This window comes from Rhizobium sp. Root708 (genome assembly GCF_001429725.1).
Classification (GTDB): domain Bacteria; phylum Pseudomonadota; class Alphaproteobacteria; order Rhizobiales; family Rhizobiaceae; genus Rhizobium.
In genome coordinates this window covers 84,091-108,702 of record NZ_LMHV01000012.1, presented here as the reverse complement: position 1 = coordinate 108,702, position 24,612 = coordinate 84,091, and the positions used below count along the sequence as shown (strand labels likewise).

The 24,612-nt window shown below is 61.4% G+C and carries 24 protein-coding genes; 5 read left to right on the top strand and 19 right to left on the bottom strand.

Annotated features, from left to right (window positions below; translation table 11 throughout):
• Nucleotides 1-29: 29 nt before the first annotated feature.
• Nucleotides 30-920 (bottom strand): LysR family transcriptional regulator, encoded by an 891-nt coding sequence (locus ASE04_RS10910; RefSeq protein ID WP_056816476.1) that lies wholly within the window; start codon nucleotides 918-920, stop codon nucleotides 30-32.
• A 123-nt stretch (nucleotides 921-1,043) separates the two neighbouring features.
• Here ASE04_RS10910 and ASE04_RS10905 point away from each other — a divergent pair, with 123 nt between their 5' ends.
• Both ASE04_RS10905 and ASE04_RS10900 read left to right on the top strand, forming a co-directional pair.
• Entirely contained in the window at nucleotides 1,044-2,039 is a 996-nt protein-coding gene (locus ASE04_RS10905) for an aldo/keto reductase (RefSeq protein WP_056816474.1), read from the top strand.
• Between the two features lie 94 nt (nucleotides 2,040-2,133).
• Complete coding sequence (locus ASE04_RS10900) at nucleotides 2,134-2,493, top strand: nuclear transport factor 2 family protein (RefSeq protein WP_056816470.1); 360 nt, start codon at nucleotides 2,134-2,136, stop codon at nucleotides 2,491-2,493.
• A gap of 276 nt (nucleotides 2,494-2,769) precedes the next feature.
• On the opposite strand, the gene pheT is transcribed toward ASE04_RS10900, so the two are convergent.
• The 12 genes from pheT to infC all read right to left on the bottom strand — a co-directional run bounded on the left by pheT (nucleotide 2,770) and on the right by infC (nucleotide 12,638).
• The gene (gene pheT, locus ASE04_RS10895) at nucleotides 2,770-5,205 is read right to left on the bottom strand and encodes a phenylalanine--tRNA ligase subunit beta (RefSeq protein WP_056816466.1); all 2,436 of its coding nucleotides are present in this window, start codon (nucleotides 5,203-5,205) and stop codon (nucleotides 2,770-2,772) included.
• A 37-nt stretch (nucleotides 5,206-5,242) separates the two neighbouring features.
• Nucleotides 5,243-5,518: a DUF2442 domain-containing protein gene (locus ASE04_RS10890; protein ID WP_244490384.1), complete on the bottom strand. Its 276-nt coding sequence runs from the start codon at nucleotides 5,516-5,518 to the stop codon at nucleotides 5,243-5,245.
• Nucleotides 5,499-5,735: a DUF4160 domain-containing protein gene (locus ASE04_RS10885; RefSeq protein ID WP_056816463.1), complete on the bottom strand. Its 237-nt coding sequence runs from the start codon at nucleotides 5,733-5,735 to the stop codon at nucleotides 5,499-5,501. The genes ASE04_RS10890 and ASE04_RS10885 overlap by 20 nt, the downstream gene beginning before the upstream one ends.
• A 4-nt stretch (nucleotides 5,736-5,739) precedes the next feature.
• A complete protein-coding gene (pheS, locus tag ASE04_RS10880) occupies nucleotides 5,740-6,822 on the bottom strand; it encodes a phenylalanine--tRNA ligase subunit alpha (RefSeq protein ID WP_056816460.1) in 1,083 nt (360 codons plus the stop codon).
• A 21-nt stretch (nucleotides 6,823-6,843) separates the two neighbouring features.
• A complete protein-coding gene (locus ASE04_RS10875; protein WP_156408756.1) occupies nucleotides 6,844-7,677 on the bottom strand; it encodes a serine/threonine protein phosphatase in 834 nt (277 codons plus the stop codon).
• A 100-nt stretch (nucleotides 7,678-7,777) separates the two neighbouring features.
• Nucleotides 7,778-8,182, bottom strand: a complete 405-nt coding sequence (gene rplT, locus ASE04_RS10870) for a 50S ribosomal protein L20 (RefSeq protein ID WP_056816458.1) — start codon at nucleotides 8,180-8,182, stop codon at nucleotides 7,778-7,780.
• Nucleotides 8,183-8,220: 38 nt separating this feature from the next.
• Nucleotides 8,221-8,424 carry a 50S ribosomal protein L35 gene (rpmI, locus tag ASE04_RS10865; protein WP_056816455.1) on the bottom strand — a complete coding sequence of 68 codons (204 nt, stop codon included), beginning with the start codon at nucleotides 8,422-8,424 and terminating at the stop codon, nucleotides 8,221-8,223.
• 260 nt (nucleotides 8,425-8,684) lie between these two features.
• Complete coding sequence (locus tag ASE04_RS10860; protein ID WP_056816452.1) at nucleotides 8,685-10,025, bottom strand: ATP-binding protein; 1,341 nt, start codon at nucleotides 10,023-10,025, stop codon at nucleotides 8,685-8,687.
• Nucleotides 10,026-10,048: 23 nt separating this feature from the next.
• Nucleotides 10,049-10,690: a response regulator transcription factor gene (locus ASE04_RS10855; protein ID WP_056816449.1), complete on the bottom strand. Its 642-nt coding sequence runs from the start codon at nucleotides 10,688-10,690 to the stop codon at nucleotides 10,049-10,051.
• A gap of 3 nt (nucleotides 10,691-10,693) precedes the next feature.
• Entirely contained in the window at nucleotides 10,694-11,215 is a 522-nt protein-coding gene (locus ASE04_RS10850) for a PepSY domain-containing protein (RefSeq protein WP_056816444.1), read from the bottom strand.
• 138 nt (nucleotides 11,216-11,353) lie between these two features.
• On the bottom strand, nucleotides 11,354-11,929 hold the full coding sequence (locus ASE04_RS10845) for a hypothetical protein (protein ID WP_056816441.1): 576 nt from the start codon (nucleotides 11,927-11,929) through the stop codon (nucleotides 11,354-11,356).
• A 172-nt stretch (nucleotides 11,930-12,101) separates the two neighbouring features.
• Complete coding sequence (gene infC, locus ASE04_RS10840; protein WP_056817636.1) at nucleotides 12,102-12,638, bottom strand: translation initiation factor IF-3; 537 nt, start codon at nucleotides 12,636-12,638, stop codon at nucleotides 12,102-12,104.
• Nucleotides 12,639-12,813: 175 nt separating this feature from the next.
• Between infC and ASE04_RS10835 the strand changes: the two genes are divergently transcribed.
• Nucleotides 12,814-13,614 (top strand): alpha/beta hydrolase, encoded by an 801-nt coding sequence (locus ASE04_RS10835; RefSeq protein ID WP_056816436.1) that lies wholly within the window; start codon nucleotides 12,814-12,816, stop codon nucleotides 13,612-13,614.
• Between the two features lie 238 nt (nucleotides 13,615-13,852).
• Nucleotides 13,853-14,452 (top strand): transglutaminase-like cysteine peptidase, encoded by a 600-nt coding sequence (locus tag ASE04_RS10830; RefSeq protein WP_056816432.1) that lies wholly within the window; start codon nucleotides 13,853-13,855, stop codon nucleotides 14,450-14,452.
• A 56-nt stretch (nucleotides 14,453-14,508) separates the two neighbouring features.
• Here ASE04_RS10830 and mbfA read toward each other — a convergent pair whose 3' ends face one another.
• A complete protein-coding gene (gene mbfA, locus ASE04_RS10825; RefSeq protein WP_056816430.1) occupies nucleotides 14,509-15,492 on the bottom strand; it encodes an iron exporter MbfA in 984 nt (327 codons plus the stop codon).
• 311 nt (nucleotides 15,493-15,803) lie between these two features.
• Here mbfA and ASE04_RS10820 point away from each other — a divergent pair, with 311 nt between their 5' ends.
• Entirely contained in the window at nucleotides 15,804-16,151 is a 348-nt protein-coding gene (locus tag ASE04_RS10820) for a helix-turn-helix domain-containing protein (RefSeq protein ID WP_056816427.1), read from the top strand.
• Between the two features lie 54 nt (nucleotides 16,152-16,205).
• On the opposite strand, the gene ASE04_RS10815 is transcribed toward ASE04_RS10820, so the two are convergent.
• The 5 genes from ASE04_RS10815 to ASE04_RS10795 form a co-directional block, all read right to left on the bottom strand.
• The gene (locus tag ASE04_RS10815) at nucleotides 16,206-16,412 is read right to left on the bottom strand and encodes a hypothetical protein (protein WP_056817635.1); all 207 of its coding nucleotides are present in this window, start codon (nucleotides 16,410-16,412) and stop codon (nucleotides 16,206-16,208) included.
• A 133-nt stretch (nucleotides 16,413-16,545) separates the two neighbouring features.
• Entirely contained in the window at nucleotides 16,546-18,441 is a 1,896-nt protein-coding gene (locus ASE04_RS10810; RefSeq protein WP_056816422.1) for an adenylate/guanylate cyclase domain-containing protein, read from the bottom strand.
• Nucleotides 18,442-18,648: 207 nt separating this feature from the next.
• Nucleotides 18,649-19,773, bottom strand: coding sequence for a molecular chaperone DnaJ (dnaJ, locus tag ASE04_RS10805; RefSeq protein ID WP_056816418.1), 1,125 nt, complete (start codon nucleotides 19,771-19,773; stop codon nucleotides 18,649-18,651).
• An 84-nt stretch (nucleotides 19,774-19,857) separates the two neighbouring features.
• On the bottom strand, nucleotides 19,858-21,774 hold the full coding sequence (dnaK, locus tag ASE04_RS10800; protein WP_056816414.1) for a molecular chaperone DnaK: 1,917 nt from the start codon (nucleotides 21,772-21,774) through the stop codon (nucleotides 19,858-19,860).
• Between the two features lie 236 nt (nucleotides 21,775-22,010).
• Nucleotides 22,011-24,452, bottom strand: a complete 2,442-nt coding sequence (locus tag ASE04_RS10795; protein WP_056816411.1) for a transglycosylase domain-containing protein — start codon at nucleotides 24,450-24,452, stop codon at nucleotides 22,011-22,013.
• Nucleotides 24,453-24,612: the final 160 nt, after the last annotated feature.

The window sequence follows — 24,612 nt, the reverse complement described above, 5'->3', positions numbered from 1 at the left end:
GAGTGGATGCCGCCAGGCATCCCTCCGCCTCAGGGGACATGGCGAAAGAAGTCGATGAAAGCACGCAGGGCCGGCCGCATCTGGCGGCGGCTCGGATAATAAATGAACGGGCCCGGATAGGGCGAACACCAATCCTCCAGAACACGAACGAGCTTGCCGCTTGTCAGCTCATTCTCGACACGGAGATCGAAGAGATAGGCGAGGCCGACGCCGTTCAGCGCCGCAATCAGCGCCAGCCTGTCCTCGCTGACGATAAGCGGACCGTCGACCGAGACCACCAGTTCCTGGCCATCCTTCTCGAACTCCCAGCGGTAGATCGTGCCGTTGGTAAAGCGGCGCTTGATGCATCGATGGTGGACGAGATCGGAGGGATGCAGAGGTTTCGGGTGCCGCTCGAAATACTCCCGAGATCCGGCGATGACGGTGGTCAAGTTCGGTGAGGCCCGCACGGCGATCATATCAGCCTCCAGGCTCTCCTCCAGGCGAATGCCGGCATCGAAGCCCTCGCGCACGATGTCGATGAAGCCATCCTCGTTGGCGATTTCCAGCGTGATGTCGGGATAGCGGTTCAGGAACTCGCCGAGGCGCGGCGCGAGCAGGATATCCGAGGCGAAACGCGGCGCCGTGACGCGGAGATTGCCGGCCGGTCGTCCGCCCGCTTCGGTTACGGCTTCCAGGGCGATCCCGATCTCATCCAGCGCCGGCTTCAGCCGCTGCAGCAAAAGCCGCCCCTCCTCCGTCGGCGCCACGCTGCGGGTCGTGCGCGCAAGCAACCGGACGCCAAGGCTTTCCTCCAAGCTCGAGACCGCGTGGCTGACGGCCGACGGTGCGATCTGCAATTCCTTGGCGGCAGCGCGAAAGCTCCGCCGTTCGGAAACGGCGGCGAGGACGGCGAGTTGAGCGAGTTGGGTACGGTTCATTGATCTATCTGTTAGAACAGCCTGTTACGTATTGCACGTATTTTTTGATGGCTGCCGAAGCGCTAGGTTTCTCTCATACCGCAGCACGGCGGTTCGATCTTCGCTCGACAAAGGAGCCCGCATATGAAAACCCGCAAACTCGGAAACGACCTTGAAGTCTCCGCCGTCGGCCTTGGCTGCATGGGCATGAGCTTTGCCTATGGCGCCAGCGACGAGAACGAGTCGATCAGGACGCTGAACCGCGCCGTCGACCTCGGCATCACCTTCTTCGACACGGCTGAAATGTACGGCCCCTACACCAACGAAGAGCTTCTCGGGCGGGCGCTGAAACCGGTGCGCGACCGCGTCGTCATTGCCACCAAGTTCGGCTTCACGTTCGACCCGACAAAATCGGGCGCCGCGGCCCTAACAGGCGTCGACAGCCGTCCTGAGAATGTGAAGCGGGTTGCCGAGGCATCGCTGAAGCGGCTCGGCACCGACGTCATCGACCTCTTCTACCAGCATCGCGTCGACCCCAACGTCCCGATTGAGGAGACCGTCGGCGCCATGGCCGAGCTGGTTCGGGAGGGCAAAGTGCGGGCTCTCGGCCTGTCGGAAGCCGGCAGCGCTACCATCCGCCGCGCCCATGCGGTCCACCCGATCGCGGCGCTGCAGAGCGAATATTCCCTCTGGTCCCGCGACCCCGAGCATGACGTCCTCGATACCTGCCGCGAGCTGGGCATCGGCTTCGTACCCTATAGCCCGCTTGGCCGCGGCTTCCTGACCGGTGCGATCCAGAAGCGGGAGGATCTCGGCGCGGACGATTTCCGCAGCCAGCTGCCGCGCTTCCAGGCCGAGAACTTCGACGCCAATGCCGCGCTGGTGGCAAAGCTCGAGGCGCTTGCGAAGCAGAAGGGCGTGACGACGGCACAACTGGCGCTCGCCTGGGTTCTACACCAGGGCGACGACATCGTGCCGATCCCCGGCGCGCGCAAGGTCAACCATCTGGAGCAGAATGCGGCTGCCGCCGACATCGTGCTCAGCAAGGGCGAACTGACCGAGTTGACGGAGACGATCTCGCTCGATCAGATTGCCGGCAAGCGCTACTCGGAGGCATCGCTGGCGATGACCAACCTCTAAAGGTTGACGCTTCGAATGCTTGCCGTGTTCCTCTTCGGCCTTGCCGCGCGCAGTCCCTGCACTATGCTAAGAACATGTTCTGGCGAGGTGAGACATGTCGGACCAGCAAGCAATCGAAGCAGTCGTTCATCTCTACGTCGAAGGCATGACCTTCGCGAACGAAGCAGCATTGCGGAAGGCCTTTCATCCGCGATGCGCCATCATCGGACACTATGAAAACGCCGTCGAATGGCTGAGCCGGGACGAGTTCATCGCCGCGATCGTCGCCGAAGGCTCGGCGCCGCCCACGACACAGCCGCATATGGACATCCAGATGCTCGACATCGCCGGCGATGCGGCAAGCGTGAAGGTCAGCGACGATTTCGCCGGCATGCGCTTCACCGACTATCTCTCGATGCTGAAGATCGACGGCCGCTGGACGATCGTCAACAAGCTCTACTATCTCCACACCTAGAAAAGCCGGCGAGACGATCGCCGGCCCAGCTTGTTGAGAAAGTGTTTTGCGGAGCGATCCCTTTCTCCGTCATGCCGGCCTTGAGCCGGCATCCAGCGGCACCGCGTCTGCGGTGCCAAAGAGCCTATTGCGCGCAAGGACTTGCGCGCGCTGGACCCCGGCTCGTCGGCCGGGGTGACGATGGATGGGTATCCACCCTATTATGCCATAAGACTTCGTGAGCAGTCTGAGCCGGCGAAATGATCGCCGGCCTTGTGCTTCAAAAGATCATGCGCCTCAGGCTCTGAGGACGCCGCCGGTGACCTTGGTGACGCTGGCGACAATTTTCTGCGTCAGCGCCTCGAAATCCTCGTCGGTCAGCGTACGGTCGACCGGCTGGATCTGGACTTCGATCGCCACCGACTTCTTGCCTTCACCGAGCGACGGACCTTCGAAGACGTCGAAGACGTTGACTGATGTGACCAGCTTGCGATCGACGCCGGAGGCGGCCTTGATGATCGCGCCGGCTTCCACCGACTTGTCGACGACGAAAGCGAAGTCGCGCTTTACGGCCTGGAACGGCGAAAGCTCCAGCGCCGGCTTGGTGCGGGTCGCCTTCTTCTTCGGCTCGGCCATGGCATCGATATAGACTTCGAAGCCCGAGAGCGCACCGGAGACATCGAGCGCTTCCAGCGTCGAGGGGTGGAACTCGCCGAAATAGCCGAGAATGATCTTCGGGCCCATCTTGATCGTGCCTGAACGGCCCGGGTGGTACCAAGCAGGACCGCCCTGCTCGATCTGGATGTTGCCCATCGGCAGGCCGCAAGCCTCGATCACGGCAAGCGCATCGGCCTTGGCGTCGAAGACGTCGACCGGCTTGCCGCCGCCCTTGGCTGCGTTCAGCCACATGCGGCCGGCGCCGGCGAACGAGGCGGTGCCACGGCGCACACCACCGGCAACGCGGCGCTGGCCCTCGGGGCGATCGTTCTCATAGGTGCCGGAAACTTCGAAGATCGCGACGTCGCCATAGCCCTTGGCGGCATTGCGCTGGGCAGCGCTCAGCAGGCCCGGCAGCAGCGACGGACGCATGTCCGACATATCGGCAGCGATCGGGTTGGCAAGCTTCAGCGCAGGCGAGCCGCCGCCGAAAAGCTTTGCCTGATCTTCCGAGATGAACGACCAGGTCACGGCCTCCAGCATGCCGCGCGAGGCGAGCGCGCGCTTGGCGGTGCGGGTGCGGATCTGCAGCGTCGTCAGGATCTTGCCGTTTACGGCCGCATGGCTTTCCAGCGGCGCCGGCTTGATGTTGTCGACGCCGTGGATACGCATGACTTCCTCGACGAGGTCGGCCTTGCCGTCGACATCGGGACGCCAGGACGGAACGGCAACGGAGACACGCTCGCCGGTGCCGGACACCTTGAAGCCGAGGCGGGTCAGGATGGCGACACTCTCTTCGGTCGAGACCTCAAGGCCCGTCAGGCGCTTGACCTCGGAGAAGGGGAAATCGACGACCTTGGGCTCATAGCCCTTGTAGCCGACGACATCGGCCTTGGCCGCCGTACCGCCGCAGAGCTCGAGGACCAGTTCGGTGGTGCGCTCGATACCCGGAACCATGTATTCGGGATCGACGCCGCGCTCGAAGCGGTAGCGGGCATCGGTGATGATGCCGAGGCCGCGGCCCGACTTGGCGATGTTCATCGGATCCCAGAGAGCACTCTCGATCAGGACATCCGTCGTGTTCTCGTCGCAGCCGGAATGCTCGCCGCCCATGATGCCGCCGATCGACTCGATGCCATCGGCGTCGGCGATCACGACATTGTTCGGTCCAAGCTTGTACTCGCGCTGATCGAGCGCCAGCACCGTCTCGCCGCCCTTGGCGCGGCGGACGGTCAGGTCGCCCTTGACCTTCGCTGCGTCGAAGACGTGCATCGGCCGACCCTGATCGAAGGTCATGTAGTTGGTGATGTCGACGAGCGCGTTGATGGGGCGCAGGCCGATCGCCAGCAGGCGCTGCTGCATCCACTTCGGGCTCGGGCCGTTCTTGACGCCGCGCACGAGGCGGAGCGCGAAACCCGGGCAGAGCTTGTCGTCGTCGAGATCGAGCGTCACCTTGACGGGCGTCTCGCCGTCGACGGCGAAGGACGGCGCGGGCCGTGTCTTCAGCGTGCCAAGGCCTGATGCCGCCAGATCGCGGGCGATACCGTAGATCGAGGTGCAGTCCGGACGGTTCGGCGTCAGGTTGATCTCAATGACCGGATCGTCGAGATGGGCGTAGGCGGCAAAAGAGGTGCCGACGGGCGCATCAGCAGGCAAGTCGATGATGCCGTCGTGGCTGTCGGACATGTTCAGCTCCTTTTCGGAGCACATCATGCCGTGGCTTTCGACGCCACGAATCTTGCCGACGCCAAGCGTCACGTCGATACCCGGCACATAATCGCCCGGCTGCGCCAGCGCGCCGACCAGACCGGCGCGGGCGTTCGGCGCACCGCAGACGATCTGCAACGGCTTGCCGCCGTTGACGTCAGGGCCGGCATCGACCGACAAGACCTTCAGACGATCGGCTTCAGGATGTCTTTCAGCCGACAGAACCTTGGCGATGACGAAGGGCTTGAACGCCGCCTTGTCGTCGACATCCTCGACCTCGAGGCCGATTTCCGTCAGGCGCTTGCAGATTTCATCGAGGGTGGCGTCGGTCTCAAGATGATCCTTGAGCCAGGAAAGCGTGAATTTCATTGTGTTGTTCTCGTCTCAAAAATCATCAATTGTTCGATCAGGCAGCCTTTTCCGGAGCCTTGGCACCGGGGGCCTTTATGCCCAGGAACATGCTTTTCACCGAAATACCCTCGTCGATGGCAGTCCACCAGATACCCTCATACATCAGCTCGATGTCGTTCAGTTCGGTATCGGCAAGTTCCGACAGGAAGGGATACCACCAGATCGGCGTCGCAATGACGCGGCCGTCCGCGAGCGCCACGTGGACCTCGCCATCGGCACACCACGCCCGAACTGGTCGCATGTCATCGGTTTCAAAGGCCAAAGAAGTCATTCCAAGCGCCTATCCATTCCTCGCGATGCTCGGAGGCCACCTGAAGCAGCCTTCCGATTTCCTGGTCACTATACCCTTTGTTCTGCGCGACTTCCAAACTCTTCAACCAGACCTTCAGGGACTTCCCGTCCTTGACGATATGGACATGTGGCGGTTCGCCGACATCCAAGGCGTAGAACCTGAATTTGTAACCGTGCCAGATCAGCAAGGTCGGCATTGTGTTACGCGCTCAGACCGCCGAACAGCGTCGGCATGTCGAGCGGGCGGAAGCCGTAATGGGTCATCCAGCGGACATCGGCGTTGAAGAAGTCGCGCAGGTCGGGCATGCCGTATTTCAGCATGGCGATGCGGTCGAGGCCCATGCCCCAGGCAAAGCCCTGGTACTCATCGGGATCGAGACCGCCGGCGCGTAGCACGTTCGGGTGCACCATGCCGCAGCCCAAGATTTCCATCCAGTCGGTGCCTTCGCCGAACTTGACGATCGGGCCGGAGCGGTCGCACTGGATGTCGACCTCGAACGACGGTTCGGTGAACGGGAAGAAGGACGGACGGAAGCGCATCGTCACGCTGTCGACCTCGAAGAAGGTCTTGCAGAACTCTTCCAGCACCCAGCGGATATTGGCGACATTGGCCTTCTTGTCGACGACGAGGCCCTCGACCTGATGGAACATCGGCGAGTGCGTCGCGTCGCTATCCTGTCGATAGGTCTTGCCGGGGATAATGATGCGGATCGGCGGCTTCTGCGCTTCCATGGTGCGGATCTGCACCGGCGAGGTGTGGGTGCGCAGCACCTTGCGCTCGCCGTTCTCATCCGGATTGAAGAAGAAGGTGTCATGCATCTCGCGGGCCGGATGGCCCTCGGGGAAGTTCAGCGCCGTGAAATTGTAGTAATCGGTCTCGACATCCGGACCCTCGGCGATCGAGAAGCCCATGTCGCCGAAGATCGCGGTGATCTCATCGACGATCTGGCTGATCGGATGGATGCGGCCGCGTTCGACCGGCGAAGAGCGGACCGGCAGGCTGACGTCGACCGTCTCGGCCTTCAGGCGCGCATCGATCGCGACCTTCTTCAATTCCGCCTTGCGTTCCGTGATCGCGTCGCTGACAGCGTTCTTCAGCGCGTTGATCGCCGCGCCGCGCGTCTGGCGCTCTTCCGGCGTCATCGACCCGAGCGTCTTCAGGAGTTCGGAGACCGAACCCTTCTTGCCGAGTGCCCCGACACGCACGGCTTCGATCGCCGGCTCGTCGGCAGCGGCCGCCACGTCAGACAGAAGTTGCTTTTCCAGAGTTTCGAGTTCGGTCATCTTTTCCTGCCTCACAGGGCGTCAGTCTTGTCGATAATTCACGAAAACATGCTTCAGATAGCTGGTCGCCACGATGAAACGTCGCAGATCACTACCCATGTGCACGCGGCCAATCAACCGGGCAGCGGATAAAAAGCCGCCCAGGAATCCGGTAAGCTTGCGCAGTTCGGCAATCGCTTCGGGCGGAGCGGCGTCCGCCCAGGCCTCGTAGGCCCTGTCATGCGTCTGCCGCCCAAGCTGCGCGCGGGTGGCAACCTGAAGAAACAGCAGCCAGATGTCACGCGCCTGGGCGACTTCCAACGGCATGACGGTATCGGGCTCCTCCTCGAAATCCATGAAGCCGATGCGGCCATCCGCAAGAAACATGTCTCTCGGATAAGGGCGGCCGTGGCAAAGCCGTTTCGCGTGCAGCTCTCCGAGCTCGGCGGCGCAGCGCACCAGCAGCGCGTCGTGAGCAGCGGCATCGGGCTTCGCAGCGTTGAGGTACTGGTCGACGGTCTTGCCGACATCGCTGAACACGATGGCCGCGCCGGAAGAATAGAGGACGCGCGCCGTCGGAACGCCTTGCGCGGAAAACTGCGCGACACGGCGCATCTCGCGCGCCGCCATGCCCTCATCGCCAAGAAGCGGTGACGGACGGAGAAATGGCGCCTTGATCAGATTGGCCAGCATGCGCTGCAGGCTGACCCAGCGCGATGCGCGCTCGGTGCCATAGCGCTTGATCCAGACGGCACCGTTCGACAGCGCCACGCGCTCGACGCGCCGCGAGCTGTTCAGCAGGGCGGCAAGCAGGACCGGCACGTCCGCTTCCTTCAGCCCGGCTTTCGCCGTCAGATTTTCGAGGTCGTTCGCCACGCCTTCTCGATGCCTTCTCCTGACTAAAACGAAAGAACCCGCGCAAGCCTTGCCAGCGCGGGTTCAAAATCATCGAAGCAAAAGCTTTGATAGCGCCGGCTTAGTTGACGGCTGCTTCAAACTCGTTCTTCGTACCAGCGTCCTTCAGGTACTCGAGAGCCTTCTTGGAGGCTGCAACGAGTGCACCGAATGCTTCCGGCTCATGGATTGCCATGTCGGATAGAACCTTACGGTCAACTTCGATGCCAGCCTTGTTCAGGCCATCGATGAAGCGGCCGTAGGTCAGACCGAATTCGCGGACAGCAGCGTTGATACGCTGGATCCAGAGAGCGCGGAAGTTGCGCTTGTTGACCTTGCGGTCGCGGTAGGCGTACTGCTTCGAACGATCAACAGCGGCCTTAGCGGCGCGGATGGTGTTCTTGCGACGACCGTAGAAGCCCTTAGCGGCCTTCAAAACCTTCTTATGCTTGGCGTGAGACGTTACGCCTCTTTTTACACGTGCCATTTCATGATCTCCTTAATCTATACGTTCGCGGAATAGTCTTAGAGACCGTTCGGCAGGTAGTTCTTCACGACCTTGCGGCCATCCGGTTCAGCGAGAACCATGGTGCCACGTGCATCGCGAATGAACTTGTTGGAACGCTTGATCATGCCATGGCGCTTGCCAGCAGCTGCAGCCTTGACCTTGCCGGTCGCGGTGATCTTGAACCGCTTCTTGGCAGCAGACTTCGTCTTCATCTTGGGCATTTTGCTACTCCGTTTCTGATCCCCCCACTTGCCTTTAAAGAGGCGTGCCTCAAAGAAGCCTTCTCGCGATGCCCGGTTTCCCTGGAGTCGCAACAAGTGCGGGAGCGTTTGTTGTTGATCTGCGGCTCCGGTGACGAACCGTTCCGCAAGCATTCGAAACTGCCACGGCATGCCCTGCCGGTCAGTTCGGACGCGCGCTTATAACCGCGACGTCATAAAAGTGCAACGGGGCGAGGCGAGGAATCTTCCGTGCCCCGAAATCAGGAGGCACCCTCGCTGGCGGGCAAGGTCATTTTCACCATCAACCCACCCAGTTTCGATGCCAGGAGATCGAGCTTGCCGCCGTAGGCTTCGACGATATCGGCCGAGATTGCAAGCCCGAGCCCGGAGCCCGAGGTCTCGTCGTCGATGGTGCCACCGCGCTTCAGCATCCGGTCGTAGCTCTCGGAGCCCGCGCCGGGTCCATCGTCGGAGACTATCACCACGACATGACGTTCGTCGTGACGGGCGCTGAGTTCTATTCGTGAGCGGGCAAAGCGTACGGCATTGTCGAGCACATTGCCCAGCGCCTCCGCGATATCAGCGGGATCAGCCTGGATGGTCAGCGCCGGATCGATGTCGACATACCAATCGATGCCCTTTCCCGAGGTGAAAGCCTGCAGGACATTGACCAGTTTTCCCGATATGCCGAGCAGCGACGTCGTCGCCATCTGTTCGACGCCCATGCGGGCGGCCTGTAACTGGCGATCGGAGCGCTGGCGCACGAGTTCTATCTGCTGCAAGGCGGTATCGCGCTTTTCCGCCGGCAGGCTCTCGGCGAGATGCGACAGAACCGTCAGCGGTGTCTTCAGCCCATGCGCCAAATCGCTTGCCCGCGCCCGCGCCCGCTCCACCGCTGTTTCCCGCTCGGTCAGCAAGAGGTTGATCTCGCGCACCAGCGGCGTCACCTCGCTTGGTCCGCTCCAGCCGATATTGGCGAGGCGGCCAGCGCGGATATCGGCAACGCTGTCACGGAGCCGCGCGAGCGGGCGAAGGCCAATCCACCCCTGCAGAAAGGCAGCCAGAAGCAAGATCCCGCCGATCGATAGCAGCATCAACCGCAGCGGCCGGTGATAGCTTTCAAGCACGGTCTCCATCTCGGCCTTGGAGAAACCCGTATAGACCGTGAAGTCCTTGCGGGCAGCGCCCTCCCCGAGGCTCATCCGCCTTTCGGAAACAAGAACCGGCAGGCCGTCGGGGCCATCCGTCTGGCGGAAGCCGCAATAGAGATCGGCAGACAGATCGCCGGCGGCAATCTCCTCATCCCACAGCGAGCGCGAGCGCAAGGGGCTGCCGCCGTCGCTCGGAGAGATCTGCCAGTAGCGACCGCCGGTCGGCAGGTCGAAGCGGGTGTCGGTCAGTTCACCCGTCAGCGCGAGCCGACCATCTTCGACCGTGAGGCGTGCGGCGAGAGAATCCATGACGCCCGTCATCTCATAGGAATACTGGTCGGCGAGATAATCGGTGAACAGATGACTGAGCACGAACCAGACGATCGTCAATGCAACGCCAATGGCGACCAGCGCACCGACGGCAAGGCGAAATCGCAGCGACCCCATCATGCGCCGCGCCGCTCCGGCAGCAACTAGCCGAAGCCGCGACGCGTCTCGATCGCGTCGCTGTCGGTCTTCTTTCTCAGCCGCGCCACCATGGCCTCGACGGCATTCTTGGCGGCGTCGTCGTCCCGGCCCTGAACCTGGCTCGCAAGTTCAGCCGCGGTGAGCACCGCGCCCGGTCTTGCGATGAAAAGCGCCAGCATCCGATATTCCAGCGGGCTGAGGTCCAACTCCCTGCCGTCGAATGTCACCCGGCGGGCGTTTTCATCCAGTGTGAAGCGATCGGCGGATTTGACGCGTGAGTGGCCGACACCCGAGCGCCGCAACAAGGCGCGCAGACGCGCGATCAATTCCTCGGTGCGAAACGGCTTCGGCAGATAGTCGTCGGCGCCGGCATCGAAGCCATCGACGCGCTCCATCCATGAGCCGCGAGCCGTCAGCACCAGGACAGGTGTATTGATGCCGGCCATGCGCCATCGCTTCAGGATCGACAGTCCGTCCATGCCTGGCAAGCCGAGATCGAGGATGATCGCGGCGAAGTCACCGGTCTCGCCCTCTTCCCAGACCTGCGGCCCGGTCGCGAGAACGTCGATGCGGTAGCCCTCGCGCTCGAGTGCCTCGACCACATGACTGGAAATGTTGGCGTCGTCCTCCCCCAGCAAGATCCGCATCGATCAGGATCCTCCAAGCAACGTGCCGTTACGGGCGTTGATGCGCAGGGTTCTGATGGTTCCGGCGCCGTCCCTGACTTTCAACTGATAGGTATCGCTGACCATCGACCGCTGCAGCCGAACGTCGATGACGCGGCCATAGCGTCGCATGCCGATGTTTTTCAGGATCGCCTTCAGGGGCAGCACCTTGCCGTCTCGGACTGCATCCCTGGCGCGATCGTAATCCGAACCATGCCCCTGATTGCCGCTGCCGCTGTCGTCGTCGCCATCATCACCGTCGTCACCGCCGTGACCACCTCCGTGATCATCGCCGCCGCCATGGCCGCTGTTATCGCTTCCGGAGCCGGAACTTCCGGAATTCGATCCGGACGAACCGGAACCAGAGGCGCCGCTGCCCGAGCTGCCGGACCCGCTGTTGCTGCCTCCGTCCTTGGCGGATGCATCACGCACCGCGAGGGTGCCGGCCGCCGCCAGCCAGCAGGTCAATAACAAAAGAGATAGAAGCGAGCGGCGTTTGGGGTGCATGGTCGTTCCGGCGATGAAGGGCCAGCAGCTAGATTGTACGCTTCACTGCGGCGAGGCAAGGTCGCCAGACCAAGAGACCCCGTCGCATGGCGACGGAGCCTCTTTCTTCCGAGGCGGTCGGAAGATCTGTCGCACGTTTTACTGCGCGGCAGCGGGGACGATCTGGACACTGGTGATTGCTCCAGGATTGCGGCGAGCATCCGACCGGTGGACCTGGGCCTTGATAAGGCGTGCTCCATGTTCGCGCTCGACCTCGACTTCCAGCAGACGGCCGAGCTGATCGCGAGCCACCAGCGATCCGTTCAGCAGACCGCGCAGGCTGGCGTCGGAAACCGTCAGGACAGTCCGCGGTCGGTCGGACCGACCACGGTCTCCTCGCCCGCTATGGTTTCCGGGATTGTCGTCGCCGACGTCGTGAGAAGCGCCATCGTCAGAGGAGCGATCGCCGCGCCGACCGCCGTGGTCATCATTGCCGTCGTCGTCATGACCGCCACTGCGACCACCATGGTCGTCGCTGCCATGATCATTGCCGCCGCTTCGACCAGAGCTACCGCCGCCGCTGCTGCTTGAAGAACCACCATCGTCGTGGCCGCCCCGGGCCAGAGCAGCCGTCGTCATCGAAAGCGGGCCGAACGATTGAACGACCGGCATCGCCGCGGTTAGCGCCAATGCGGCAACCGATGCGAACGCCATATTGCGAATCTTGATTGTCATGACTTGCCTCCTCTGTCGTTTCGATGCGGAGAGAATGGCAAAGGCCGACTGACAAGGCCTTGAGCGCCGATGTCAGCATCCTGTCAGATTGACGGGACAACCCAGAAATACAAAAGCCGCCCTTTCGGACGGCTTTGATACGAACGGCGGCGATGCGCCCTGTTACGACATCTTATTTCGGTGCGAGGACCATCATCATCTGGCGGCCTTCGAGCTTGGGCTCGGCTTCGACCTTGGCATATTCCAGGGTGTCGGCCTTGACCTGCTGCAAAAGCTTCATGCCGAGTTCCTGGTGGGCCATTTCGCGGCCGCGGAACTTCAGCGTCACCTTGACCTTGTCGCCTTCTTCGAAGAAACGACCCATCGCCTTCATCTTCACCTCATAGTCATGGGTGTCGATATTCGGGCGCATCTTGATTTCTTTGACTTCGACAATCTTCTGCTTCTTGCGCGCCTCGGCGGCCTTCTTCTGGTTGGCGTATTTCAGCTTGCCCAGATCGAGGATCTTGCACACAGGCGGTTCGGCGTTGGGGGAAATCTCCACCAGGTCGAGGCCGGCTTCCTCAGCCATCTTCAGCGCCTGGTCCGTCGCAACGACGCCTAGGTTCTGTCCTTCAGCATCGATGAGCTGAATTTTGGGAATGCGAATTTCCCTGTTCGAGCGCGGCCCTTCCTTTACGGGCGCGTCGTTCTTGAAAGGTCTGCGAATGGTCGTACTCTCCTCGCGTTGTTTCGGATTGCTGCAGCGGATCGCCTCTATATAAGGAAGACGACCGAGTTTCGCCATCGCTGCAACCAAGTCATTAGCACGCTTTAGCGGAAAAATCACCCGCTGTCAGCCTGTCAAGAATCTGTTTTATAGGCCGAAACGAAGGAGTTTTCGCATGTCCGACGCCATTTCCGCCTCCGAACCGCAATTTCTGGCCGTTGGCGAAGGCGCCGCTGCCCGCGATATCGCCTATGTGGTGCGTCCGGCGCAGGAAGGCAATAACGGCCCGGCTCTCGTCTGGCTGTCCGGATATCGCTCCGACATGGAAGGCACGAAGGCGATCGAACTCGACCGACTCGCCGCCGAGAGCGGACTGTCGTGCATCCGTTTCGACTATTCCGGACACGGCGTGTCGAAAGGCGCATTCACCGACGGCACCATTTCGCGCTGGCTGGAAGAGGCGCTCGGCGTCGTCGCGCACACCAAGCCTGAGCGCGTCATTCTGGTCGGTTCGTCCATGGGCGGCTGGATCGCGCTGCGGCTCGCCCAGGAATTCGCCAAGCGCGCCGATGCGCCGAAGCTTCAGGGCATGGTGCTGATCGCGCCCGCCCCGGACTTCACCTCCGATCTCATCGAGCCGAACCTCACGAAGAAGGAAAAGGCCTCGCTTGCCGAGCGCGGCTTCTTCGAAGAGCGCTCCGAATACAGCCCGGAGCCCAATATCTACACCCGGGCGCTGATCGAAGACGGGCGCGAAAACCAGGTACTGACAGGCATTATCGAGGTCGGATGCCCGGTTCACATCCTGCAGGGAATGAAGGATCCGGATGTCCCCTTTCAACATGCGATGAAGCTCGTCGAGCATCTGCCCGCCGACGACGTCGTGCTGACCTTCATCCGTGATGGGGATCACCGCCTGTCCCGTCCACAGGACATAGAACGCATGCTATTTGCCGTTAAGGAAATGGCGGGCTGATCGCCGCAGGCCCGGCTCCGAGCCTCGACTTCGCAATATCTTTAGTAATATTAGATACTTGAATGAATATTGCCGCAGCGGCCAGCTGCGGCAGGCCGGTGGCGATGTGTCAAATCCTAACGTATTTTAACCATATCCAGCGCTTTCACCCCCTCCCCAGAAGTAGCGATTGACTCTCCGCACGTCCCTCAATTAACTTTTTGTTAAGAATTCAGGGGCGATGCAAGGAATATCGGGCGTGCGGATCAAGGGTTTCCTGGTGGCCATGATGGCCATGTGTGCGATGTCGACGGCCGCGATACCGGCCCCCACAAGCAATTTCTCCATGGTGACGGGTGCCCCCACGTCCCAGCCGATCGGCCATTACGAATTCTGTCAGACGCATCGCGAAGAGTGCGGCCCTAACCGTAACTCGGCAGTCGCCGATATGACTGATGACAAGTGGGCGATCGTCCGCGCCGTCAACACCAAGGTCAACACCACCATCATCCCGATGACCGACAAGGAAATCTACGGCAAGGACGAAGTCTGGGCCTACCCGACCACCGCCGGCGATTGCGAGGATTTCGCGCTACTGAAGCGCCGTATCCTGATCCAGCGCGGCTTCTCGGCTGCCAACCTTCTGATGACCGTCGTCCGCAAGCCGGATGGCGAAGGCCACGCGATCCTGACGCTGCGCACCACCAAGGGCGACTTCGTGCTCGACAACCTGGCCTCCACGGTCAAGCCGTGGTTCGACACGCCCTACTCGTTCATCAAGCGCCAGTCGAGCGCCAATGCCGGTCGCTGGGTGACCATCGAGAACGGCCGCGACGTCCTGGTCGGCGCCCTGAAGTAAGCTACGGCACATTGCGAATTCAAAAAGGCCGGCTCGAAGCCGGCCTTTTTTATTGGTCAGCTGTTGCCGATCAGAATACCGGCGCCGAGAACCAGTCCACCGCCGACCACGACCTGCAGCGCCGCCCGGAGAAAAGGCGTCTCCATGAAGCGGTTCTGGATGAACGCGATCGCCCACAGTTCGAAGATCGCGATGATCACGGCTGTCGTCGTCGCCGTCCAGAAATTCGGGATGAGATAGGGCAGCGTGTGTCCAAGACCGCCGAGCGCGGTCATGATACCGCACGACAGGCCACGCTTGATCGGCGACCCGCGCCCGGAGATCTTGCCGTCATCATGCGCGGCTTCGGTGAAGCCCATTGAGATGCCGGCGCCGACCGACGCGGACATGCCGACCAGAAACGTCTGCCAGGTGTCCTGCGTGGCGAATGCCGCGGCAAAGATCGGGGCCAGCGTCGACACCGATCCGTCCATCAGTCCGGCAAGACCGGGCTGCACATAGGTCAGCACGAACTGCCGCCGAACGGCCACGTCCTCCTCACCTCTGACATCGGCGGGCACGTGCTTTTCGCTGAGCATGCGGGTGATATCTTCGTGCCCCTGCTCGGCAAGCGCGAGATCGCCGAGCAACTGGCGCGTCTTGGCATCGGAAACGCGCTTGGTGGCCTCCACATAGAAGCGATAGGCCTGCTGCTCCATCGCCTCCGCCTCGTTGCGGATCTTCTCCAGCGAGAGATTGCGCCGCAGCCAATCGGGCTTGCGCTCGTAGAAGCCCCTCACATGTTCGCGACGGATGAGCGTAATGCGCTCGCCAAATCGTTCGCGGTAGATCGCGATCAGGGATTTGCGATGGGTATCCTCGACCTCCGCCATATCCTCGAACACTTTGGCGGAGGCGGGAGACTGGGGACGGAGCATTTCGGCATAGGAAAGATAGATGCGGGCGTCGTCCTCTTCGGAGCTGATCGCCAAAGCCAGGATTTCCTGCTCCGACAAGCTATCGAAGGACCGTTTCGACGACCGGAAAATGCGACTCAACATGGGAACCTCTTTTAGAATTATTCTAAAATAGGCGCCGTGCGAGAGGCGGTCAAGCCCGCCTTTCCCGCCCTCTTCGGAAGGATCGCATATTGGTGGAGAAGACGATGGCAAATCCGAGTAAAACCGCCGCATCTTCGAGATGGTAGTATGTAAAGTTTTTGCATCTTAAAGTCTATAAGCGTATATCGACGCGCCATTGCTGTCGCTGAAGAGGGAAAACCTGGTTGAAATTTTCAACTTCCGGATTGCGATATTTCAAAACGTCGCCATAGTACAAGGCGCGATTTACTCGCTAATAAGGGAACACTCACGTGCCAGATCCGGTCGATATTATTGTCGGACAAAATGTTAGAGCGCTTCGGGCGCAGCGAAAGATTTCACAGCTGGAATTGGGCGAAGCGCTGGGTCTGACCTTCCAGCAAATCCAGAAATACGAGAAGGGCACGAACCGGGTATCGGCAAGCAAGCTGCACCAGATCGCGGTGTTTCTCGATGTCGATATTTCTGCTCTTTTCGAGGGCGTCGAGACCAAGTCGCGCCCGGGGCTCAGTGCAGAAGCCTACGAACTTGCGGTCCACTACGACCGCATGCAATCCACTGCCGGCAAGCAGGCGGTCAAGACGATCCTGACCTTGATCAACGGCGACAGCTACGCCTGAACCGCCGGAGACCCCGGCGGCAAGAACCGTTTCCCAAGGGGTTAGTGCCAGAAACTAGTGAAGGTCGCGTTCGTGGAGCGCGACGAGAAGCGCATCCTGCGTGTGATGGCCGGCATGGTAGAGATCGATCGCTATGCTTGCGATCGACAGGCCCTGCTGGCTGCGAAGCTTGATGTTGCGTTCCGCGCACCAGGAATAGAGTGCACCTGCGAGTACGTCGGTATCATCCGACTGCATGGATAAGGCGGCGGCTACCGTCATGGAGTTGCCCTTTGTTTGAAATTCCCCTGCGAGCATAGTGGCAACAAGACGCGCGGCTGAAAAGCGCGTTCAGAGACCTGCGTTAACATAAGACACAACGCCGTCTCGCCCAGTTTCATTTTGGAACAGATCGCTACTCCGAGGCCACTCGGTAGCCCTCCTGCGGGAAGGAGCAGGCCTCGATCGCGTCGAGCATCGCCTGGAAACGCGGATGGTCGCGCACCGAATCGAGGTCCGAATCGTGCTTGAACCAGAGGATCTGGTAGCATGAGGACTGCGGCAACAGTGCCTCGAGCAGGTCGAGGGCCGTCTCGCGCTCGTCGAGAAGCGCGTAGACGCAGGCGATGTTGTACTGCGCGACGATGTCATCCGGATCGATCGCCTGGGCGCGCTTCAGCCATTCCTTGGCGCGTTCGCTTTCGCCCATATGCGCAAGCGCCAGCGCGCCGCGGTGGGCCGGCCCGGCGTTCTCCGGATGATCCTCCAGAGCGCGCTCGGCGCGCTCTATGCCGATGCTCGCCCAACGTTCCCGCTCCGCCTGCAGCCCGAGTGAGCGGCAGGCGCTCATCAGGTGGATCGGCGACAGGTAATCGTCGGGGCGAATTTCGGAGGCGCGGGTGAAGAAGGTGATCGCCTTCTCGAACTTGCCCTGCATGAAGAGGAAGCGCGCGTAGTGAAAGTTCACCTCGTAAAGATCGGGCTCGAGCTTCAGAGCCTTTTCGAACTCCGCCAGCGCCTCCACGTCGCGACCGTCCTGATGCAGCGCCAGACCACGCGATGCGTGCGCTTCGGCGAGGTTCGGATCCAGCGCCAGCGCCTTTGCGGTCAGGCTGAGGATGCCTTCCAGCGTGTATTCGCCCGCATGCCAGTCCCTGAGAGCGGATTCACAGTCCGCTATGCCGGCATAGGCGCGCGCGTAATCCGGATCAAGTGCAACCGCCGTCGAGAACATCCGTCGCGCCATCAGCAGGTAATGACGGGTCCATGTGTGCGAGAACTGCCGTCCCCTGAGATAGTAGGTGTAGGCCTCGACATTGTTGGTCGGATCGTTGGCAATCGCCCGCTTTTCTTCCGGCAGCAGCTTGATCTTCAGCTGGTCGACGATTGCGTGGGTGATCTCGTCCTGGATGGCGAAGATGTCGGTCAGATCGCGGTCGAAGCGGTCGGCCCACAGATGCGCGCCATTGCGCGCGTCGATCAGCTGCCCGGTGATGCGCACGCGCTGACCGGCCTTGCGCACGCTGCCCTGCAACACGAAATTGACGCCGAGCTCGGAGGCCACCTGCTTCACCTGGACGGATTTTCCCTTGTAGGTGAAGGCGGTGTTGCGGGCAACGACGTAGAGGTTCGATATCTTGGAGAGATCGGTGATGATGTCTTCCGTGATGCCGTCGGAAAAATACTCCTGCTCCGGATCGCCGCTCATGTTCGTGAAGGGCAGGACGGCGACCAGTTGCTTGTGCTTTTCCCTGGCGGCAGCCAAGGCCGCCTCATTGACCTTCAGCGGCAGTCCGCGGCGTGGCGAGATGGCGTAGACCTTGACGGGGCGCTCGATGTTTTTCAGCCGGTGTTCGCCGCGGTCCTCGAAAGACAGGTTCAGCCTGGTGCCGACGTGATCCCTCGCCGTCGCGGACAAGGCGATCCCGCCGGGTTCTGCAATCGCTTCCAGCCGGGCCGCGACATTCACCCCGTCGCCGAAGATATCGCCGTCCTCGACCAGCACGTCGCCGAGATGGATGCCAATGCGAAAATCGATCCGTTGATCAGATTGGACCGCACGGTTGCGCTCGGCCATGGCCTCCTGGATCTCGCTGGCGCAGGCCACGGCATTGACGATGCTTGAGAATTCGATGAGCATGCCGTCGCCGGTCAACTTGACGATGCGGCCCCTGCAGCGCGTGATGACAGGGTCGACAAGCTGCGCGCGGCAAAGCTTGACCGCATTCAGCGTCCCCTGTTCGTCTGAACCCATCAACCGGCTGTAGCCGACGATATCTGCTGCGAGAATAGCTGCGAGACGACGTTCCAATGGGACCTCGGCGCTGGCTGACCAATCAGGGATACAAGTCTAGCCTCCTATAAGAGGCTATCGCGACATTTACTGTTCGGTAGTAAAGAAGCTAAAAATACAAAAGTCGAGTGCAATCGACAATCAAACTCGCGTTTATCAAATAATTTGACAAATAGAAAAGCCCGGCTGAAACAACCGGGCCTTGATAAACGCATGAAGGCTTGATCAGCCTTCGAAGAATTCCTTCATCCGGGCGAAGAAGCCGGTGGATTCCGGATTGTTTTCCTTGGACGAGAGAGATTCGAACTCCTGCAGCAGTTCGCGCTGGCGCTTGGTGAGCTTCTGCGGTGTCTCGATCTGGATCTGGATATAGAGATCCCCCGTCTGCGAGGAGCGCAGCACCGGCATGCCCTTGCTCTTCAGGCGGAACTGCTTGCCGGCCTGCGTGCCCTCGGGCACCGTCACCCGCGACTTGGTGCCGTCGAGCGTCGCCACATCGAAGGTGCCGCCGAGCGCCGCCGTCGTCATCGAGATCGGGATGGTGCAGTAGAGGTCCGCCCCGTCGCGCTGATAGAACTCATGCGGCTTGACCGACAGGAAGATGTAGAGATCGCCTGATGGGCCGCCGCGCGTACCGGCCTCGCCCTCGCCCTGAAGACGAATGCGCGTGCCGTCCTCGATACCCGAGGGAATGTTCACCGAGAGCGAACGCTCTTCGGTGACGCGGCCCTGGCCGTGGCACTTGGTGCAGGGATCGGGAATGATCTGGCCGCGGCCGTGGCAGGTCGGGCAGGTACGCTCGATCGAGAAGAAGCCTTGCGCGGCGCGAACACGACCGGAACCCTGACAGGTTCCGCAAGTCTTCGGCTGCGTGCCGGGCTTGGCGCCCGAACCGGAACAGACGTCGCAGGTGATCGAGGTCGGGACGCGGATCTGCGCGGTCTTGCCGGAGAAGGATTCCTCCAGCGAAATTTCCATGTTGTAGCGAAGGTCGGCGCCGCGTTCGCGACCACCGGACGAGCGCTGCCGCTGGCGGCCGCCGCCCATCATCTCGCCGAAGATGTCCTCGAAAATATCGGAGAAACCGCCGCCGGCAAAACCACCGCCGCCGCCCATGCCGCCATGCTCGAAGGCCGCGTGACCGTAGCGGTCATAGGCCGCGCGCTTCTGCGGGTCCTTCAGCGTCTCGTAGGCTTCGTTGATTTCCTTGAACTTGTGCTCGGCGTTGTGATCATCGGGATTCTTATCCGGATGGTACTTCATGGCCAGTTTGCGGAAAGCGCTCTTCAGCTCTTTTTCGTCCGCCGTCTTGGCGACACCCAGCGTTTCGTAAAAATCGGCTTTTGCCATTAAGGATCAGACCCCGGAAATGGATTTCCGGCTGCCACGAAGACAGCCGGAATGTCAGTTTCAAACGTGACCGTTCAGCCCAGCTTACGCGGACTTCTTGTGGTCGTCGTCCTTGACTTCTTCATAGTCGGCATCAACGACATTTTCGTCGCCGCCGGCAGCGGAGGCATCAGCCGAACCGGCTTCTGCCTGCTGGGCTTCATAGATCGCCTGACCAAGCTTCATGGAGACTTCCATGAGGGTCTGGGTCTTCGCCTTGATGTCCTCGGCGTCCGGTTCGGTCGCCTCCACAGAGGTCTTCAGGGCGGCGATGGCGTCGGAGATCGCGGTGCGATCGGCCTCGGTCACCTTGTCACCGTAATCCTTCAGCGACTTCTCGCTGGAGTGGATCAGGCTTTCGGCCTGGTTCTTGGCTTCCACGCCTTCGCGACGCTTCTTGTCGGCTTCGGCATTGGCTTCAGCGTCCTTGACCATTTTCTCGATGTCGGCGTCGGAGAGACCACCAGAGGCCTGGATGCGGATCTGCTGTTCCTTGCCGGTACCCTTGTCCTTGGCCGAAACCTGGACGATGCCGTTGGCGTCGATATCGAAGGTGACTTCGATCTGCGGAACGCCACGCGGCGACGGCGGCAGGCCGACGAGGTCGAACTGGCCGAGCAGCTTGTTGTCCTGGGCCATTTCGCGCTCGCCCTGCGAAACGCGGATGGTGACGGCCTGCTGGTTGTCATCGGCGGTCGAGAAGGTCTGCGACTTCTTCGTCGGGATCGTGGTGTTACGCTCGATCAGACGGGTGAAGACGCCACCCAGGGTCTCGATGCCGAGAGACAGCGGGGTTACGTCGAGAAGCAGAACGTCCTTGACGTCGCCCTGCAGAACGCCGGCCTGGATGGCCGCGCCGAGAGCAACGACTTCATCCGGGTTGACGCCCTTGTGAGGCTCCTTGCCAAACAGCTGCTTGACGACTTCCTGTACCTTCGGCATGCGGCTCATGCCACCGACCAGAACGACTTCGTCGATCTCGGCTGGCGTGACGCCGGCATCCTTGAGGGCTGCCTTGCATGGCGCGATGGTGCGCTGGACGAGATCGTCGACGAGGCTTTCCAGCTTGGCGCGGGTCAGCTTCAGCGTCAGGTGCTTCGGACCGGTTGCATCGGCCGTGATGAATGGCAGGTTGATTTCGGTCTGCTGGGCCGACGACAGTTCGATCTTCGCCTTTTCGGCAGCTTCCTTGAGGCGCTGCAGAGCAAGCTTGTCGCCCTTGAGGTCGATGCCGTTGTCCTTCTTGAACTCGCCGACGAGGTATTCGACGAGACGCATGTCGAAGTCTTCACCGCCGAGGAAGGTATCGCCGTTGGTGGACTTCACTTCGAAGACGCCGTCGCCGATTTCGAGGATCGAGATATCGAAGGTACCGCCACCCAAGTCGTAAACGGCGATGGTCTTGCCGTCCTTCTTGTCGAGACCGTAAGCCAGCGCAGCCGCCGTCGGCTCGTTGATGATGCGCAGAACTTCGAGACCAGCGATACGGCCGGCATCCTTGGTTGCCTGGCGTTGTGCGTCGTTGAAGTATGCGGGAACGGTGATGACGGCCTTCTCGACCTTTTCACCGAGGTAGGATTCAGCGGTTTCCTTCATCTTCTGAAGGATCATCGCGGAGATCTGGGCAGGCGAATAGCCGGTGCCGCGGGCCTTGACCCATGCGTCGCCGTTGTCGCCCTTGGCGATCTCGAAAGGCACGAGAGCCTTGTCCTTTTCAACCGTCGGATCGTCGTAGCGGCGGCCGATGAGGCGCTTCACTGCGAACAGCGTATCCGTGGGGTTGGTGACTGCCTGGCGCTTGGCCGGCTGACCGACGAGGCGTTCGCCATCTTCGGAAAATGCAACGATCGAAGGCGTCGTGCGCGCACCTTCGGCGTTCTCAATGACCTTTGCGTCCTTGCCGTCCATGACAGCGACGCAGGAATTCGTCGTTCCAAGGTCGATACCAATTACTTTTGCCATGTCATTCTCTCCTTGAAGCAAGCTGTCTGAACCCCTGGAAGGCATTTCTATGACAGCCCCTTACGGGATGGGTCCTTAAGATTAACGCAATCGTGATTGCGGTGATGCGGCGTATATAAGGAGCGGTTTTCGGGACTGCAAGGCGAGAAATGGCCTGAAAACCAGCAAAACGAGCCTGCGGCGATTAATTTTTATGACAGCCCGAATAGTGCGTTTTACCGCGCCTGTCGGGCCTGCTATTGCCCCATGATCAGATCGAGAAGCGTCGTTCTGCGCGGTCGTCCCGACGGCGCTTCCTCGACTTGTCCGATATCGCCCGGCGGGACGGCATCGTCATAGCCGTAGCGGCCGTCCGCGACGTTTGCGGGAGGCACCGGTCCGCCGCCCATCGGCGCAGGTGAACGGCGGTTGTCGGAACGCACCGGCGCCTGCGGATAGCGCTCTTCCTCGCTCGATCCTCCGAAGACATTGGAGATGATGTTTCCGATCGTTGTCGGCTGTTCGGCAGGCTGTGGCGGCATCGCCGGATCGGCGGAGGCCATCGGCTGGCCTCCGTTATCGAGGACAGCAGGATCGTTGACAAACCGGCCACTGCCGAAGAGCGGCGCCGGGGACAGGCCCTTGTGAGCGGCGATCATGTATTCCTGCCATGCCTTGGCCGGCAACCCGCCACCCGTGACCTTCTTCATCGGCTTGCCGTCGTCGTTGCCGAACCAGACGCCGGTGGTCAGGTTGCTGGTGAAGCCGACGAAGAGGGCGTCACGCGAATTCTGCGTCGTGCCGGTCTTGCCCGCCGCCTGCCATCCGGAAAGCTTGGCGCTCTTGCCGGTGCCCTGGTCGATGACACCCATCATCATCGCGTTCATGTTTGCGGCCACGGTTTCCGACAAGACACGCGGCGGGCTGTCGTAGGTGTTTTCGTAAAGCACCTTGCTGCCGTCGGCGGTCGTGACGCGGCGGATGACATGCGGCGTCGCCTTGTATCCGCCATTCATGAATGCGGCATAGGCGCCCGTCAGTTCCATCAGGGTCACTTCCGAAGTCCCGAGCGCGATCGAGGCGTTCGGCTGCAGTTCCGACTCGATGCCGAGACGATGTGCGAGCTTGATCACCTGATCTGGGCCGTCATACATCACCAGCTGCGCGGCCACCGTGTTCAACGATTTCGAGAGCGCGGTCGCCAGCGTCACTTCGCCGTTGTACTTCTTCTCGTAGTTCTCAGGCGTCCAGTCGCCGATGCGAACAGGCGCATCGTTGAAGACCGAAAACGGCGTCAGCCCCTTTTCCAGCGCGGCGGCGTAAACGAAGGGCTTGAAGGACGAGCCCGGCTGGCGCTTTGCCTTCACCGCCCGGTTGAACTGGCTGTCGGCATAGTCGCGGCCGCCGACCAGCGCACGGATCGCACCCGTCCCATCGAGCGAGACGAGGGCCGCCTGCGACGCATCGAGCTTGGCGCCGTCCTTGGCGAGAACGTCGTCCAGCGATTGCTCGGCCCGTTTCTCGAGCGTCTTGTCGATCGTCGTGTCGACGACAATGTCTTCCTTCACGTCACCGATCAAAGCGGGAAGCTGGTCCATGATCATATCGGCGACATAGTGGCCGGCACCCGACCAGTAGCGCTTCGCCTTTGCCGGTGTCTGCGACATCGCGCTCTTCACTTCATCGTCGGTGATGTAACCCTGCTCACGCATGGTCTGCAGGACCACCTGCGCCCGGGCGTTGGCCGCTTCCGGGTCGCGCGCCGGCGACAGGCGCGACGGCGCCTTCACAAGACCCGCGAGCAACGCGGCTTCGCCGAGATTGACGTCACGCGCCGACTTGTTGAAGTAGCGACGCGACGCGGCCTCGACGCCATAGGCGTTGGAGCCGAAGAACACCCGGTTCAGATACATCGCGAGGATCTGATCCTTGGTGTATTTCTGCTCGAGCCAGAGTGCGAGGAGAACTTCCTGCACCTTGCGCTCCAGTGTCCTGTCCGGGGACAGGAACATGTTCTTGGCCAGCTGCTGGGTCAGCGTCGAGCCGCCCTGAACCATGTGGCCGGTCGTCAGGTTGACGACGAAGGCGCGGGCGAGACCGAGCGGATCCACGCCGAAATGCGAGTAGAAGCGCCGGTCCTCGATCGCCACGATCGCTTCCGGGATGTACGGCGACATGTCCTCAAGCGCCAGCGCCTCGCCGCCCGTCGTCCCGCGGTTCGCCATGACGCTGCCGTCGACGGCTGTGATCTTGACGTTCGGCGGACGTTCGGGAATGGCCCAGGTGGATGCGCTCGGCATGCGGGAGCCGTAATAGACAACAAGGCCGGTTATGCCGATGCCGGCCCAGATGCCGAGAACGATGCACCAATAGAGCATGCGGCGAATGAGGCCGAAGAAGCCGAGGCTTTCGCGCTGCGGCGGCCGGCGCTTGCCGCTACTGGTGCTGCGACGACGCCTCGGTTCGCGCGAGCGCGGCGGCTCGTCGTCCTCATAGCGATCATCATAATCGTCGCGATCATAGTCGGGCTCGCGGCGCAAGGGTTTGGCGGATGTCCGCTTGTCGGCGGAGCGGGCCGGGCCGCGCCCGCCGGCAACCCGGTCGCCGGCACTGAGCGTGAAATCGTCCTCGTCACGCCTGCTGTCGCGGCCGCTGAAGGACGGTTCGATTCTATCGCCTGATCTGCCTCTGCCCGCCATCTACGCCTGATAAACCCCTGTTCCTGCCGCAAGGCCGAAGCCTGCGCGCCCCTCTGGCCGCGACGACCGCATAGCGCCTGTCGCATGTCTACCCGGTTGAACTTTAAATGCGGCGATTTAAGGGGTGGTTAAGAACTCGTTAGGCACGCGCGATTGCTTT

Bases quoted from the DNA above. Each gene is read 5' to 3' on its own strand.
- ASE04_RS10910 (WP_056816476.1), bottom strand. From the start codon at position 920: ATGAACCGTACCCAACTCGCTCAACTCGCCGTCCTCGCCGCCGTTTCC.
- ASE04_RS10905 (WP_056816474.1), top strand. From the start codon at position 1,044: ATGAAAACCCGCAAACTCGGAAACGACCTTGAAGTCTCCGCCGTCGGC.
- ASE04_RS10900 (WP_056816470.1), top strand. From the start codon at position 2,134: ATGTCGGACCAGCAAGCAATCGAAGCAGTCGTTCATCTCTACGTCGAA.
- pheT (WP_056816466.1), bottom strand. From the start codon at position 5,205: ATGAAATTCACGCTTTCCTGGCTCAAGGATCATCTTGAGACCGACGCC.
- ASE04_RS10890 (WP_244490384.1), bottom strand. From the start codon at position 5,518: ATGACTTCTTTGGCCTTTGAAACCGATGACATGCGACCAGTTCGGGCG.
- ASE04_RS10885 (WP_056816463.1), bottom strand. From the start codon at position 5,735: ATGCCGACCTTGCTGATCTGGCACGGTTACAAATTCAGGTTCTACGCC.
- pheS (WP_056816460.1), bottom strand. From the start codon at position 6,822: ATGACCGAACTCGAAACTCTGGAAAAGCAACTTCTGTCTGACGTGGCG.
- rplT (WP_056816458.1), bottom strand. From the start codon at position 8,182: ATGGCACGTGTAAAAAGAGGCGTAACGTCTCACGCCAAGCATAAGAAG.
- rpmI (WP_056816455.1), bottom strand. From the start codon at position 8,424: ATGCCCAAGATGAAGACGAAGTCTGCTGCCAAGAAGCGGTTCAAGATC.
- ASE04_RS10860 (WP_056816452.1), bottom strand. From the start codon at position 10,025: ATGATGGGGTCGCTGCGATTTCGCCTTGCCGTCGGTGCGCTGGTCGCC.
- ASE04_RS10855 (WP_056816449.1), bottom strand. From the start codon at position 10,690: ATGCGGATCTTGCTGGGGGAGGACGACGCCAACATTTCCAGTCATGTG.
- ASE04_RS10850 (WP_056816444.1), bottom strand. From the start codon at position 11,215: ATGCACCCCAAACGCCGCTCGCTTCTATCTCTTTTGTTATTGACCTGC.
- ASE04_RS10845 (WP_056816441.1), bottom strand. From the start codon at position 11,929: ATGACAATCAAGATTCGCAATATGGCGTTCGCATCGGTTGCCGCATTG.
- ASE04_RS10835 (WP_056816436.1), top strand. From the start codon at position 12,814: ATGTCCGACGCCATTTCCGCCTCCGAACCGCAATTTCTGGCCGTTGGC.
- mbfA (WP_056816430.1), bottom strand. From the start codon at position 15,492: ATGTTGAGTCGCATTTTCCGGTCGTCGAAACGGTCCTTCGATAGCTTG.
- ASE04_RS10815 (WP_056817635.1), bottom strand. From the start codon at position 16,412: ATGACGGTAGCCGCCGCCTTATCCATGCAGTCGGATGATACCGACGTA.
- dnaJ (WP_056816418.1), bottom strand. From the start codon at position 19,773: ATGGCAAAAGCCGATTTTTACGAAACGCTGGGTGTCGCCAAGACGGCG.
- dnaK (WP_056816414.1), bottom strand. From the start codon at position 21,774: ATGGCAAAAGTAATTGGTATCGACCTTGGAACGACGAATTCCTGCGTC.
- ASE04_RS10795 (WP_056816411.1), bottom strand. From the start codon at position 24,452: ATGGCGGGCAGAGGCAGATCAGGCGATAGAATCGAACCGTCCTTCAGC.